This is a genomic window from Serratia sp. (in: enterobacteria), assembly GCF_046715635.1.
Taxonomy (GTDB): Bacteria; Pseudomonadota; Gammaproteobacteria; order Enterobacterales; family Enterobacteriaceae; genus Chania.
Genome location: NZ_JBKJYW010000217.1, coordinates 1 through 12370 on the forward strand (window position 1 = coordinate 1; position 12370 = coordinate 12370).

A 12370-nucleotide genomic window follows, 5' to 3' on the forward strand; every position below is an offset into this window, starting at 1 on the left:
GCACAGGTGATCATGTCGCACGTGATGGGGTCAATGGAGGTTTACGAACAGCAAACCGCCTGGCCAAACGTCATCGACAACAGCCAACTGGTGATCCTGTGGGGCTGTAACCCGATGGTTACGCTGAAAAACAGCTGGAACGTACCCGACCACGTCGGCCAGACCGGCTTTGAGGCGCTGAAGAAGAAAGGCACCCGCATCATCAGCATCGATCCGGTGCACAGTGACAGTGCCAAATATGTCGGCGCACAGTGGATCGCTCCGCGTCCATACACCGACAGCGCGATGCTGATCGGTATCGCCCACACCCTGTTGACCGAAAAGCTGCATAACCCGGACTTCCTGAAAACCTACACCGTAGGCTTTGACAAGTTCCAGGCCTATCTGCTGGGTGAAACCGACGGTACGCCGAAAACTGCCGAGTGGGCTGCCGATATCAGCGGCGTTGATGCCGAAGTGCTGCGCCAGTTGGCACGCGATATGGCTAAACAGCGCACCATGATCATGGGCGGCTGGGGGATCCAGCGCCAGCATCACGGTGAGCAACAGCACTGGTTACTGGTGACCGTGGCGGCCATGCTTGGCCAGATCGGCCTGCCAGGCGGCGGCTTTGGCTTCAGCTATCACTACTCTTCCGGCGGCAGCCCAACGGCCAAAGGCGGCATCCTCTCCGGTATCTCTGCGGGGAATGCACCGAAAAATTCACCAACGCCAATCCCGGTGGCTCGTATCGCCGAATGCCTGACCAACCCAGGCAAGACCATTCACTTCAATGGGACCGATGTCACCTACCCAGACGTGAAGATGGTGTACGTGGCCGGGGGTAACACCTTCCACCAGCATCAGGACACCAACAATCTGGTCAAAGCCTGGCAGCGGCCGGAAACCATCGTGGTTAACGAACCGTATTGGACGGCCACCGCCAAGCATGCGGATATCGTGCTGCCTGCGACCACCAGCTATGAGCGTAACGATCTGGAGATGGGCGGCGACTACTCGCAGCTGTACGTCTTCCCGATGCATCAGTGCGTGCCACCACAGCATGAGTCACGCAACGACTTCGATATCTTCGCCGCTCTGGCCGCCAAGCTGGGCGTACTGGATGCCTTTACCGAAGGCAAAGACGAAACCCAGTGGCTGAAAGGCATGTACGACGACATGAAACTGCAGGCCCGCGCCGCCCGCGTTGCCCTACCGCCGTTTGATATGTTCTGGGCGTCGAACAACTACATTCGTTTCCCGATCCCGCAGGAAAACAAACAGTGGGTACGTTTCGCCGATTACCGTGAAAACCCACTGCTTAATCCGTTGGGGACTCCGTCCGGCAAGATTGAGATCTATTCCGATGCCATCTCGAAAATGGAGTATCTGGATTGCAAAGGTATTCCGACCTGGATGCCGCCGCATGAATGGTACCGTGGCCCAGAGGCAGCCAAATACCCGCTGTCACTGAATACCGCGCACCCAGCCAACCGCCTGCACTCACAACTCGACAACACGCCGCTGCGTAAGAAGTATGCGGTGGCCGACCGTGAAGCGATCCTGATCCATCCAGAGGATGCCAAATCGCGCAACATCACCAACGGCGACCTGGTGCGGGCGTTTAACGACCGTGGGCAGATCCTGGTTGGCGCTATTGTCAGTGAAGATGTGCGCCCAGGTGCGGTGCGGATCAGCGAAGGTGCCTGGTACGATCCCGCCGATCCGTCAACGCCGGGGTCAATCTGTAAGAACGGCAACGTCAACTGCCTGACTTTCGATATCGGCTCATCCAACCTGGCACAGGGCAACTGCGGCCAGATGGCACAGTTGGAAATTGAGAAATATCAGGGCGAAGTGCTGAAGAATACCGCGCACGACGTTCCTGCTGGCGCATAACCGCTAGCCACCAGCGCAGGGTGATGGTGACATCGCCCTGCTCTTTTCCTGCCGACAGATAAAATCTATTTACCCTTTCCTTGATTGAAACCGGTTTTTGTTTTTTTTAAACGAGCGTATTATGCGCGCGTCTCCTTTCTCTTTGGCTACTCATTCACCTTATGCGTACTTCAACTGCGGCAACGCGACGCTTGCCCGATTTAACTTCGTTGGCATTTCTGGTCGTGGCTTTTCTCACCGGGATTGCCGGTGCCTTACAGACGCCCACGCTGAGTCTTTTCCTCTCCACCGAAGTGAACGTACGGCCAACGATGGTCGGGCTGTTCTTTACCGGCAGCGCGGTGATCGGCATTTTGGTCAGCCAGTTTCTGGCCAGCCGCTCAGATAAAAGGGGCGATCGCAAATCGCTGATCTTTCTCTGCTGCATGTTAGGTGCTTTGGCTTGTGCGCTGTTCGCCTGGAACCGTAACTATTACCTGCTGCTGTTCGTCGGCGTGCTGTTGAGCAGCTTCGGCTCGACCGCCAACCCGCAGATGTTTGCCCTGGCACGGGAACATGCCGAGCACACCGGCCGGGGAACGGTGATGTTCAGTTCTATCCTGCGTGCTCAGGTTTCACTGGCTTGGGTAATTGGCCCGCCGATCGCCTTTGCGCTGGCCTTGGGGTTTGGTTTTAAGGTGATGTATCTGGCCGCCGCCGCTGCCTTTATTCTCTGCGGAGCGCTGGTATGGAAGATGTTGCCCTCCATGCCAAAAGTGCAGAATACCGGCGGGGCGACGCTGGAAGCCCCACGCCAGAACCGCCGGGATACGTTATTGCTGTTTATGGCCTGCACGTTAATGTGGACGGCCAACAGCATCTATTTGATCAATATGCCGCTGTACATGGTGCGGGAGTTGCAGTTACCGGAAAAACTGACGGGAATACTGATGGGTACCGCTGCCGGGCTGGAAATCCCGACCATGTTGCTCGCAGGCATGGTGGCCCAACGCTTTGGCAAGCGTTTCCTGATGCGCTGTGCGGTGATTGCCGGGGTGCTGTTCTATGGCGGGCTACTGTTTATTACCGGCACCTGGCAACTGATCGCTTTGCAACTGTTGAACGCACTGTTTATTGGGGTGTTGGCGGGGATTGGTATGCTCTATTTCCAGGATTTGATGCCTGGCCAGGCCGGGGCGGCCACCACGCTGTTTACCAATACCACCCGTGTTGGCTGGATTATTGCCGGTTCGATCGCCGGGGTCGTGGCCGAAATGTGGAGTTATCACGCGGTATTTTACTTCGCGTTGGCGATGGTGCTGGGTGCAGTACTGTGTATGTGGCGGCTGAAGGACACTCAAGGGGCAGTATCCGCCTCCAATTTAGCAAGATAGATCAGCGCCTCATCACGGCGGTCGTGGCACATCTCACGACTTGCTTGAAGACTGCCACAAACTTTGGGCCGCAGCGGCGAATGAAATATTCCACAGCGCAGCTGCTGGTCCAGATGGATACAACGGGTATTGGCCGGTTTGCCGTTGGGCATACCAGGGATCGGGCTGGAAATCGAAGGTGCGATACAGCAGGCACCACAGTCTGCACGGCAATCCATCTGCGATCCTATGGGGGCTGATTATGTGGCTGAGACAATAGCAGAACGCCGCATTAAGTTATACTCATTCACAATCCTTACCAATAGTGCTAGAGTTTATTTTTCATGGAGTGGAAAGCTTAGAACTATCAATGGAGTGATATCATGTCAGATAAAAATTTCAACCCGAGTTGGGAAGGCTACATGGGGGACTTCCTGAAGGGTAATGTCGGGATCAACCAGCTAAAACCCCAGCATGAGTTCCTTGATTCTATCGGCTTAGAGAAAGCCTTAAGCGATAACACGCAATATCACGTCGTTCTCACGATCGCTGAGGCAAAAGGTATTATTGATGACATCGACTCTCGCCGCCCTGGAAACCCAGGTCTGGGCCGTGGTGAAGCGTTCGCTCGGGGGCTTTGAGCAACAAAGTACCAGCCGTGGCGATGCATTTTCCAGAGGCCTTGAACCAAAGAATGTCGTCTCCTCTGTATTTAAAGTGACAGATCCTGTTTCTACTTATGCAGGCAATATAAATGATGCGCGTGGGTTATATGATGTCATCATTGAATTCAAGAGAATAGGAATAACTGCCACGGTGTTCACAGGGGCAAATGGAGTAAATCTTATTCACATATCCGGCTATGCGGGGCTTAGACGAACTATAACTGGAACGCGATATGCGGCTAACCATCCACAAATGTTAGCAATGGGTATAGGACAGCAAGGCATTAATGCCGGAATAGTCAGTGGCGTAAGATTTTGTATTCTTTTCTCTGTTGGATATCGAATTATAGAAAGTATATTTAAAGATGATTATACTCTAGCAGATTTTATCGGAAATATAACTATGGACATGGCAAAAACAGCGATTGTCGCTGCTACATCCTTTGTTGCAGGCGTATTTTTGACTACAACTGTTTTTGCTGTCAGTAGTATTATTGCTGTTGCTGCGATCGTTTTTGTTGTTGGATTAGGCACCGCCATCATCTTAGATGCGATAGATAAAAAATATGGAATAAGTGAAAAATTAATAGCATTATTAAAAGAAAAAAACAGAGTAAAACCAAGAACACCCGAAGCTAACTTTCATTTCATCCTCAATGGCCTAGGGAAATAAAAATGAATAACAAATACACTAAAATAGCACTTTCAATAATACTCTTAATACTGTTTTCACTTGCAGCATTATTAATCTGCCGATATGTTTTATCATTAGTATTTATGGAGGATGAAATCACATTTTCCGCATCTATACTTATTGTTTTTCTCTCCAGCCCAGTAATATTCTACGCCATTCTCAGCGGTATATATTTCTTTGCTTTTGATAAGCGCCCAAAATATGATAAAGGAATTACTCGATATTTGGTTTATCTAATGTTTATCTCATTTGTTATCAGTTTACCTATTTCTTTTTATGTAGATCATAAGCTGAAGAATGGAGGTTATTTAACGTGTGACAAAATATCATGGCAGTCACCTACAACTTATGTCACGAACCTATCACATTGCCAATGATACTTTCTATAAGTTAAGGATGGTCATGTGAAAAACAGACACTGGAAAATATTAGGGACATCTGCATTGCTGGCATTATTCATATGCTTATCGCTATTGATTTACAGCTACGCTATTTCATTGATATTAATGGAGGATGAAATAACTTTTTCAGCCTCTATATTTATGTGCTTCTTTGGATCACCTCTGATACTCTATGCTTTATCTGGTTCTGTCTTTGTCTTTATTTTTGACCGGCTACCTAAACATAATATGATAGTTGTTAAGCATTTAACCAGATTGGCGTTGGCATCAATAATTTTCAGTCTACCTGTATCTCTGTATGTGAACTACAAACTTAAACATGATGGTTATTTCACGTGCGATAGAATTTCTTGGATGTCACCAACGACTTATGTGAAAGATTTATCACTTTGTCAATGATTTTACTATAACATAGAGGGACTTATGGCTAATTTAATTTATGCAAGCATTAATGGTATTAAACAAGGCTTGATATCCGCTGGTTGCTCGACTCTTGACTCCATTGGCAATAGATGTCAAAAAGGACATGAGGATCAAGTTTACATTCTTGCTTTCGATCACAATATATCCAGAATGCAAAATGTATCCCATCAGCCAGTCAGAATAACCAAGCCGATTGACAAATCATCGCCCTTGCTTGGAATGGCAATATCAAATAATGAAAAATTACAAATTGCATTGTACATGTACCGTGTCAATCCGGCTGGGACTCTAGAAGTTTTTTATACTATAAAGCTTAAGGATGCCTATATCTCAGACATAACCCAGCACTGCCCAAATGCACTTACACAAAATGATGGTCAACCCTACGAGATCATTTCATTATCCTACACAAGCATTGATTGGCAGCATAATATTTCAGGCACATCGGGCTATAGTATATGGGATGAGAGAGTTTATTGATTTAGTGAATAGCCAGCAGATTTTCTGGTGGCTATTTATTGAACATATCAACATCAAGACTACTATGAATAATAAATACTTTAAAATATTGCTAGCAACAGTGCTCTTAATATTCTTTTCATTTGTAACATTATTAGTCTGGCAGTATGTTCTATCGTTAGTATTCATGGAGGATGAAATAACTTTCTCCGCATCTGTTGTTATAGGTTTCCTTACCTGCCCACTGCTAATATATGGAATGCTTAGCGGCATATACTTTTTTATTTTTAGTAAACGCCCAAAATACGACAAGGGAGTTACTCGATATTTGGTTATTCTAATGTTCGCTTCATTTATTATTGGCTTACCTATCTCTTTTTATGTTGATTATATGTTGAAAAATGCCGGTTATTTAACGTGTGATAAAATATCATGGCAGTCACCTACAACTTATGTGAAAGATTTATCACTTTGTAGATGAGTTTCATTTCCCGCTATACCCGCCAATTAAACAAAAAATACATCACAATACGTAAAGTGTCGCCCCTCACCCTAACCCTCTCCCACAGGGAGAGGGTTAGGGTGAGGGGCAAAACCACCAAAATAACGCTCCTAACCGCTGAAGATTGCACCAATCCCTCCAAATCTCCGCTTTACATGCACACATCGCGCACGTACCATTAAGCTAGTACAAAAGAACTCACGGCCAACGGCCATTCAGGAGCAACAATGTCTGCGGACACTATCCAGAAGCTTTCCCGCCCTTCCGTACTCGGTGGCGCGATGATCATTGCCGGCACCGCCGTCGGTGCAGGTATGTTCTCTATCCCTATCGTAACTTCTGGTGTGTGGTTCAGCGGCTCCGTGGCGCTGCTGATTTATACCTGGTTCTGTATGCTGATCTCCGGGCTGATGATCCTGGAAGCCACCATGAATTATCCGGCGGGCGCCAGCTTCCACACCGTGGTCAAAGATCTGCTTGGCAAGGGCTGGAATACCCTTAACGGCCTGTCGATCACCTTCGTACTCTATATTCTGACCTATGCCTATATCTCGGCGGGCGGCTCAATCATCGCCCATACACTGGAAGGCGTCTTCGGGGCCAACCAAACCCTGTCTGGCTTGGTGTTTGCCATCGTCGTGGCCTTTATCGTCTGGTTATCCACCCGTGCCGTGGATCGCCTGAGCACCATTCTGATCGGCGGGATGGTGATCACCTTTGTGTTGTCCGTTGGTGACATGTTTACCCACGTACAGCCTGCCGTGTTGTTCAACCAGGGTGGCAGCGATGCCAACTACCTGCCTTATGCGCTGGCGGCGTTGCCTTACCTGCTGACCTCGTTCGGCTACCACGGCAACGTGCCTGGCCTGGTGAAGTACTATCAAAAAGACAGCGGTGCCGTGGTGCGCAGCCTGGTATACGGTACCTTGCTGGCACTGGCGATCTATATCCTGTGGCAGTATGTGATCCAGGGCAATATCGCCCGTGATGCCTTCAAGCAGGTGATCGCCGAAGGGGGCAACATTGGCAGCCTGCTCAAGCAGATGGGTAACGTTTCCAGTAGCAATGCGGTAGGCCAACTGCTCAACGCCTTCTCTTATATGGCGCTGGCCAGTTCATTCCTGGGCGTGTCGCTGGGGCTGTTCGATTTTCTCGCCGACTTCTTCAAGTTCAAGGATAACCAGGCAGGCCGCACCAAATCGGCACTGGTGACCTTCGTGCCGCCAACCCTGGCAGCGTTACTGTTCCCGAACGGCTTCCTGTACGCCATCGGCTTTGCTGGCCTGGCCGCCACCATTTGGGCGGTGATCGTTCCTGCCATGATGGCACGCGCCAGCCGCCGCCGTTTCCCACAGGCCAGCTATCGTGCTCCCGGCGGTCAAGGCATGATCCTGTTCGTCATCCTGTTTGGGGTGATTAACGCCATAGCCCACGTGCTGACGCTACTGAATCTGCTGCCGGTGTTTAAATAAGCCTCAGGGCGGCCACGGTCGCCCGTTTTCCCCACTCTTTTTGCGCGCGGCTCTTGCCTGAAAAGCACGGCGCGAGTAACTTGTCGCAACTTCCTAAAATCTATGTTGACAGGGTATTCCAATGGCAAGAGCGAACGAAATCAAGCGCGGTATGGCGATCAATTACAACGGCAAACTGCTGCTGGTAAAGGACATCGATGTCCAGAGCCCAAGCGCCCGTGGTGCCAGCACGCTGTATAAAATGCGCTTCTCCGACGTCCGTACCGGGCTGAAGGTAGAAGAACGTTTTAAAGGTGATGATATTCTGGACACCATCAGCCTGTCCCGCCGCAAGGTAAACTTCTCCTATATTGACGGCGAAGAGTATGTGTTCATGGACGATGAAGACTACACCCCTTATATCTTCAAGAAAGATCAGATCGAAGATGAGCTGCTGTTCATCCCTGAAGCGGGCTTGCCGGGTATGCAGGTACTGACGCTGGATGGCCAGGTGCTGGCGTTGGAACTGCCACAGACCGTGGATATGGAAATTGTTGAAACCGCTCCGGGCATCAAAGGGGCTTCAGCCAGTGCGCGTAACAAACCGGCCACCATGGCGACCGGCCTGACCATTCTGGTACCGGAGTACCTGAGCAGCGGTGATAAAATCCGCATTCACATTGCAGAACGCCGCTATATGAGCCGCGCAGACTAGTCAACGGTAGGGGGCGCAACCTGAGTGCGCCCTGCTTTGCTAGAGTAATTCTGGGAAAAACCGCTGCTTTAACGCCAACTCAACCCCACGAACCTCCGCCAAACCTTTCAACCGACCGATAGCCGAATAGCCCGGATTGGTTTTCTTCTGCAGATCGTCCAGCATCTGGTGACCATGGTCTGGTCGCATTGGGATAGGCCGCAGATCGCCCGCTTTATGACGGCGCAGTTCTTCTGCCAGAATAGCTTCAACTACCGCCACCATATCCACATCCCCTTGCAAGTGCGCCCCTTCATGGAAGGTTTTAGGGTTTTGCTCACGGCAGGTGGCCCGCAGGTGGGTAAAGTGAATGCGATCGCCAAAGGTTTCAATCATCCGCACCAGATCGTTGTCCGCGCGCACGCCGTAAGAACCGGTACACATGGTGAAGCCGTTATAGATGCTATCTACCGTCTCTTTCAGCCACTGCATATCTTCGATGGTGGAAACAATACGCGGCAAGCCGAGGATGGGGCGCGGTGGATCATCTGGATGCACTGCCAGCCTGACACCCACCTCTTCCGCTACCGGCACGATAGCGCGCAGGAAGACGGCCATATTCTCACGCAGTTGTGCTTTATTGATGTGATCATACTCCGCCAGCCGGGCACGGAACTGATCGAGCGTGTATCCCTCTTCCGCCCCCGGCAACCCGGCAATGATGTTACCGGTCAGCTTGGCGATATCCTCCGTGCTCATCGCCTTGAAATAGCTCTGCGCCTGTGCCTGCTCTTCGTCGGTGTAATCTTTCTCTGCCCCACTGCGGCACAAAATATGCAGATCGAAGGCCGCAAAGGCGATCTGATCGAAACGTAAGGCCTTGGATCCGTCCGGCAGTTGGTATTCCAAATCGGTACGCGTCCAGTCGAGGATCGGCATAAAGTTGTAGCACACGGTATCAATGCCACATTCCGCGAGGTTGCGCAGCGATTGTTGATAGTTGGCGATATGACGTTGATAGTTGCCGCTGTGGGTTTTAATTTCTTCGTGTACCGGGATACTTTCCACCACCGACCACACCAGCCCTTTTTCCGCCAACAGAGCCTGACGTGCCTTGATCTGTTCAACCGGCCACACTTCGCCATTAGGGATAGGGTGTAACGCGGTCACTACGCCAGTAGCACCTGCCTGACGCACATCGTCCAGCGAAACCGGATCGTTCGGCCCATACCAACGCCATGTTTGTTCCATTGATTTATCCTTGTAAAAGTCGCTCTGTCATCGTTTAAGATGCATCGGTGGTGAGGTAGATCGCAAAATCAAATCAATCCTGTTATACCACATTGCAGTAGATATCATTCATCTTTAACCTTACTGATTAGCGGCGTGCTGTCAAAACAGAAACGTCGATTGATTGATCCAACTCACGATCCTGGGATGTTTTGGACTGACCAATTTCATTCACCTCTCGACCGCCCTACCCTGGCGGTTGTTAACAGATACGCGAGAGCCGGGCATACACCTGCGGCTAACTGGTCTGATAGCTTTATGCAAGCGTTCAACCGGCCCTTGCTCTCGTCATGGAGCCATTAATGAAAACTATCGCCAACTCACCGTTGCCAGCCAAGACACAACTACCCCAGTACGATCGCCAGAGCCTGCGCAGCCGAATTGTTCACCTGGGCTTTGGGGCTTTTCACCGGGCACACCAGGCATTACTGACCGACCGGGTACTCAACCGTAACGGCGGCGATTGGGGGATCTGCGAGATCAGCCTGTTCGGCGGCGATAAGTTATTTCAGACCCTGCGCGATCAGGATCATCTTTACACGGTGTTAGAAAAGGGCGCGGCGGGCGATCAGGCCATCGTAGTGGGGGCCGTTCACCAAAGCGTGCATCGCAAATTGGAAGGCATCGACGCCGTGCTGGAAAAGCTGGCCGAACCGCAGGTAGCCATCGTCTCCATGACCATTACGGAAAAAGGCTACTGCATCGAACCGGGTAGCGGCCAATTGGACCTGCAACACGACGCGATCAAAGCCGATTTGGCTAATCCAACCCAACCCACCACGGTGCCGGGGATCCTGGTGGAAGCACTGAACCGACGTCGAGAGCGTAATCTACCCGCCTTTAGCGTGCTGTCCTGTGACAATATTCCAGAAAACGGCCACGTGGTGCGCAATGCGGTGACCGGGCTGGCCGAAGCGCGCGATCCACAGTTGGCCAAGTGGATCGCCCAGCATGTCACCTTCCCCAGCACCATGGTCGATCGCATCGTTCCGGCCGCTACGCCAGAAACGCTGGATGAAATCGCCGCTGCCTTGGGTGGCGTGCGTGATGAATGCGCTATCGCCTGTGAACCCTTCATTCAATGGGTGGTGGAAGATAATTTTGTCGCTGGCCGCCCACGGTGGGAGGATGCCGGTGTGCAACTGGTGGACGACGTACTGCCATTCGAGCAGATGAAACTGCGGATGCTCAACGGCAGTCACTCCTTCCTGGCCTATCTCGGCTATCTGGCGGGTTACCAATACATCGTTGACTGCATGGCGGATGAGAATTATCGCCGCGCCGCGCACCACTTGATGCTTAACGAACAGGCTCCGACGCTGCAGGTCGCGGGCATCGATCTGGCCGCCTACGCCGATCGGTTGATCGAACGTTACAGCAACCCGGCACTGCAACACCGCACTTGGCAGATCGCTATGGATGGCACGCAAAAGTTGCCTCAGCGCCTGCTGGAGTCGATCCGTTGGCATCGGCAATATGGCGGCAGCCATGCGGGGCTTGCGCTTGGCGTAGCGGGCTGGATGCGTTATGTCGGAGGGATTGATGACGTCGGGCAACCGATTGATATCCGCGACCCAATGCTGACCACCTTGCAGCAGGTCGTTAGCAGCTCACAGGACGGTGAACCCCGCGTGGCCGCGTTGTTGGCGTTGAAAAGCGTGTTTGGCGAGCAATTGCCAGCGGATAGTGCGTTTGTGGCGGAGGTAACAAGGGCCTATCTGTCATTGCGTGATCGAGGGGCACGCCAGACGGTAAAAGATTGGGTAACCACCCAGTTGAATTGAACCGTATCGGCCGCCATGCCAACCTACCAGGTATGACGGCCATTTGGCGTTTGAAACACGGCGGGAAGGGATATTAGCGGTATTCCAGCGTCATTATTCCGAGTTTTTTCTGCTGATCCAACCACTTGATCTCGCTCTTACCGAGATTCATTGGCAGCTCTTTGCTGCCGCTCTCCAGGCTCGCTAACTGATGTTTGCTGGTGTAGTTCTGCCCGTCGCGATAGCATTGTGTATGCGCCGTTGAGTCAGCAACTTCTACCACACAAGGGCCTTCGACAATAGAGCCATAGAAGTGGATCACGCCGCCGGTAGCAGCATTGGCCACGCCTGCTGCCAGCCATGAAAACAACATTCCTGCGATCAAAAACAACCGTAAGTTTTTCATGGTCACCTCACTTGTTATTAAGCCAATGTCAACCTGAAAAAAAGTTCTTGGATTAAGCGCAAGTTAGAGTGTTTTTATCTATTTATCATATAGTTATATAGATAAGCGCCTCTCTGGCGACGCATAATTTATTGCCGCAAAACGCCGATTTCAAGTAGGAAAAATCTCAATTTAAACCCCGATAACGGCTTGGGCGCAGACGGCTTGCCATGTGCAAACCTGATCGGCCAGTTGGGCAATGAAAGGCGTGGCGGCGTGGTGAAGAAAGCGAACTAAAGTGCGGGATCCGGGGGTGTCATGCCGAGCCCCACTCGGCATGACCAGAGGACTTAACGATAAACTACTGTCATTATTGCGAGTTTTTTCTGCTGATCTACCCACCGCATTTCGGA

At 51.1% G+C, this 12370-nt stretch carries 14 protein-coding genes; 11 read left to right on the plus strand and 3 right to left on the minus strand.

The window, feature by feature from the left end; all coding sequences use genetic code 11:
• Nucleotides 1-1878 (plus strand): molybdopterin-dependent oxidoreductase (locus tag ACLQ7H_RS10880; RefSeq protein WP_411752675.1); only part of this gene is annotated, 1878 nt, incomplete at its 5' end.
• Between the two features lie 161 nt (nucleotides 1879-2039).
• Nucleotides 2040-3251, plus strand: coding sequence for a sugar efflux transporter (locus ACLQ7H_RS10885; RefSeq protein ID WP_411752676.1), 1212 nt, complete (start codon nucleotides 2040-2042; stop codon nucleotides 3249-3251).
• Here ACLQ7H_RS10885 and ACLQ7H_RS10890 read toward each other — a convergent pair.
• Nucleotides 3215-3469: a YkgJ family cysteine cluster protein gene (locus ACLQ7H_RS10890; RefSeq protein ID WP_024484966.1), complete on the minus strand. Its 255-nt coding sequence runs from the start codon at nucleotides 3467-3469 to the stop codon at nucleotides 3215-3217. The two genes, ACLQ7H_RS10885 and ACLQ7H_RS10890, sit on opposite strands and share 37 nt — an antisense overlap.
• Nucleotides 3470-3613: 144 nt before the next feature.
• Between ACLQ7H_RS10890 and ACLQ7H_RS10895 the strand changes: the two genes are divergently transcribed.
• The 8 genes from ACLQ7H_RS10895 to yeiP all read left to right on the plus strand — a co-directional run bounded on the left by ACLQ7H_RS10895 (nucleotide 3614) and on the right by yeiP (nucleotide 8540).
• Nucleotides 3614-3871 (plus strand): hypothetical protein, encoded by a 258-nt coding sequence (locus tag ACLQ7H_RS10895; RefSeq protein ID WP_411752677.1) that lies wholly within the window; start codon nucleotides 3614-3616, stop codon nucleotides 3869-3871.
• Nucleotides 3801-4568, plus strand: a complete 768-nt coding sequence (locus tag ACLQ7H_RS10900) for a hypothetical protein (protein ID WP_411752678.1) — start codon at nucleotides 3801-3803, stop codon at nucleotides 4566-4568. Before ACLQ7H_RS10895 ends, ACLQ7H_RS10900 begins: the two co-directional genes overlap by 71 nt.
• Before the next feature lie 104 nt (nucleotides 4569-4672).
• Nucleotides 4673-4966 carry a DUF1240 domain-containing protein gene (locus ACLQ7H_RS10905; protein ID WP_411752683.1) on the plus strand — a complete coding sequence of 98 codons (294 nt, stop codon included), beginning with the start codon at nucleotides 4673-4675 and terminating at the stop codon, nucleotides 4964-4966.
• Nucleotides 4967-5095: 129 nt separating this feature from the next.
• Nucleotides 5096-5389, plus strand: a complete 294-nt coding sequence (locus tag ACLQ7H_RS10910; protein ID WP_411752684.1) for a DUF1240 domain-containing protein — start codon at nucleotides 5096-5098, stop codon at nucleotides 5387-5389.
• Nucleotides 5390-5413: 24 nt separating this feature from the next.
• On the plus strand, nucleotides 5414-5893 hold the full coding sequence (locus tag ACLQ7H_RS10915; RefSeq protein WP_024484964.1) for an Hcp family type VI secretion system effector: 480 nt from the start codon (nucleotides 5414-5416) through the stop codon (nucleotides 5891-5893).
• 166 nt (nucleotides 5894-6059) lie between these two features.
• The gene (locus ACLQ7H_RS10920; protein WP_411752685.1) at nucleotides 6060-6353 is read left to right on the plus strand and encodes a DUF1240 domain-containing protein; all 294 of its coding nucleotides are present in this window, start codon (nucleotides 6060-6062) and stop codon (nucleotides 6351-6353) included.
• A gap of 248 nt (nucleotides 6354-6601) precedes the next feature.
• On the plus strand, nucleotides 6602-7846 hold the full coding sequence (gene mtr / locus ACLQ7H_RS10925; RefSeq protein WP_411752679.1) for a tryptophan permease: 1245 nt from the start codon (nucleotides 6602-6604) through the stop codon (nucleotides 7844-7846).
• A gap of 121 nt (nucleotides 7847-7967) precedes the next feature.
• Nucleotides 7968-8540, plus strand: a complete 573-nt coding sequence (gene yeiP, locus ACLQ7H_RS10930; RefSeq protein WP_021805861.1) for an elongation factor P-like protein YeiP — start codon at nucleotides 7968-7970, stop codon at nucleotides 8538-8540.
• Nucleotides 8541-8579: 39 nt separating this feature from the next.
• Here yeiP and uxuA read toward each other — a convergent pair whose 3' ends face one another.
• The gene (gene uxuA, locus ACLQ7H_RS10935) at nucleotides 8580-9770 is read right to left on the minus strand and encodes a mannonate dehydratase (RefSeq protein ID WP_411752680.1); all 1191 of its coding nucleotides are present in this window, start codon (nucleotides 9768-9770) and stop codon (nucleotides 8580-8582) included.
• Nucleotides 9771-10111: 341 nt separating this feature from the next.
• Between uxuA and ACLQ7H_RS10940 the strand changes: the two genes are divergently transcribed.
• Nucleotides 10112-11593: a mannitol dehydrogenase family protein gene (locus ACLQ7H_RS10940; protein ID WP_411752681.1), complete on the plus strand. Its 1482-nt coding sequence runs from the start codon at nucleotides 10112-10114 to the stop codon at nucleotides 11591-11593.
• Nucleotides 11594-11666: 73 nt separating this feature from the next.
• On the opposite strand, the gene ACLQ7H_RS10945 is transcribed toward ACLQ7H_RS10940, so the two are convergent.
• Nucleotides 11667-11978, minus strand: a complete 312-nt coding sequence (locus ACLQ7H_RS10945) for a type 1 fimbrial protein (protein WP_411752682.1) — start codon at nucleotides 11976-11978, stop codon at nucleotides 11667-11669.
• Nucleotides 11979-12370: the final 392 nt, after the last annotated feature.

Coding starts and splice junctions, on each gene's coding strand:
- ACLQ7H_RS10915 (WP_024484964.1), top strand. CDS start 5,414: ATGGCTAATTTAATTTATGCAAGCATTAATGGTATTAAACAAGGCTTG.
- ACLQ7H_RS10920 (WP_411752685.1), top strand. CDS start 6,060: ATGGAGGATGAAATAACTTTCTCCGCATCTGTTGTTATAGGTTTCCTT.
- ACLQ7H_RS10895 (WP_411752677.1), top strand. CDS start 3,614: ATGTCAGATAAAAATTTCAACCCGAGTTGGGAAGGCTACATGGGGGAC.
- uxuA (WP_411752680.1), bottom strand. CDS start 9,770: ATGGAACAAACATGGCGTTGGTATGGGCCGAACGATCCGGTTTCGCTG.
- ACLQ7H_RS10905 (WP_411752683.1), top strand. CDS start 4,673: ATGGAGGATGAAATCACATTTTCCGCATCTATACTTATTGTTTTTCTC.
- ACLQ7H_RS10910 (WP_411752684.1), top strand. CDS start 5,096: ATGGAGGATGAAATAACTTTTTCAGCCTCTATATTTATGTGCTTCTTT.
- ACLQ7H_RS10945 (WP_411752682.1), bottom strand. CDS start 11,978: ATGAAAAACTTACGGTTGTTTTTGATCGCAGGAATGTTGTTTTCATGG.
- ACLQ7H_RS10890 (WP_024484966.1), bottom strand. CDS start 3,469: ATGGATTGCCGTGCAGACTGTGGTGCCTGCTGTATCGCACCTTCGATT.
- yeiP (WP_021805861.1), top strand. CDS start 7,968: ATGGCAAGAGCGAACGAAATCAAGCGCGGTATGGCGATCAATTACAAC.
- ACLQ7H_RS10885 (WP_411752676.1), top strand. CDS start 2,040: ATGCGTACTTCAACTGCGGCAACGCGACGCTTGCCCGATTTAACTTCG.
- mtr (WP_411752679.1), top strand. CDS start 6,602: ATGTCTGCGGACACTATCCAGAAGCTTTCCCGCCCTTCCGTACTCGGT.
- ACLQ7H_RS10940 (WP_411752681.1), top strand. CDS start 10,112: ATGAAAACTATCGCCAACTCACCGTTGCCAGCCAAGACACAACTACCC.
- ACLQ7H_RS10900 (WP_411752678.1), top strand. CDS start 3,801: ATGACATCGACTCTCGCCGCCCTGGAAACCCAGGTCTGGGCCGTGGTG.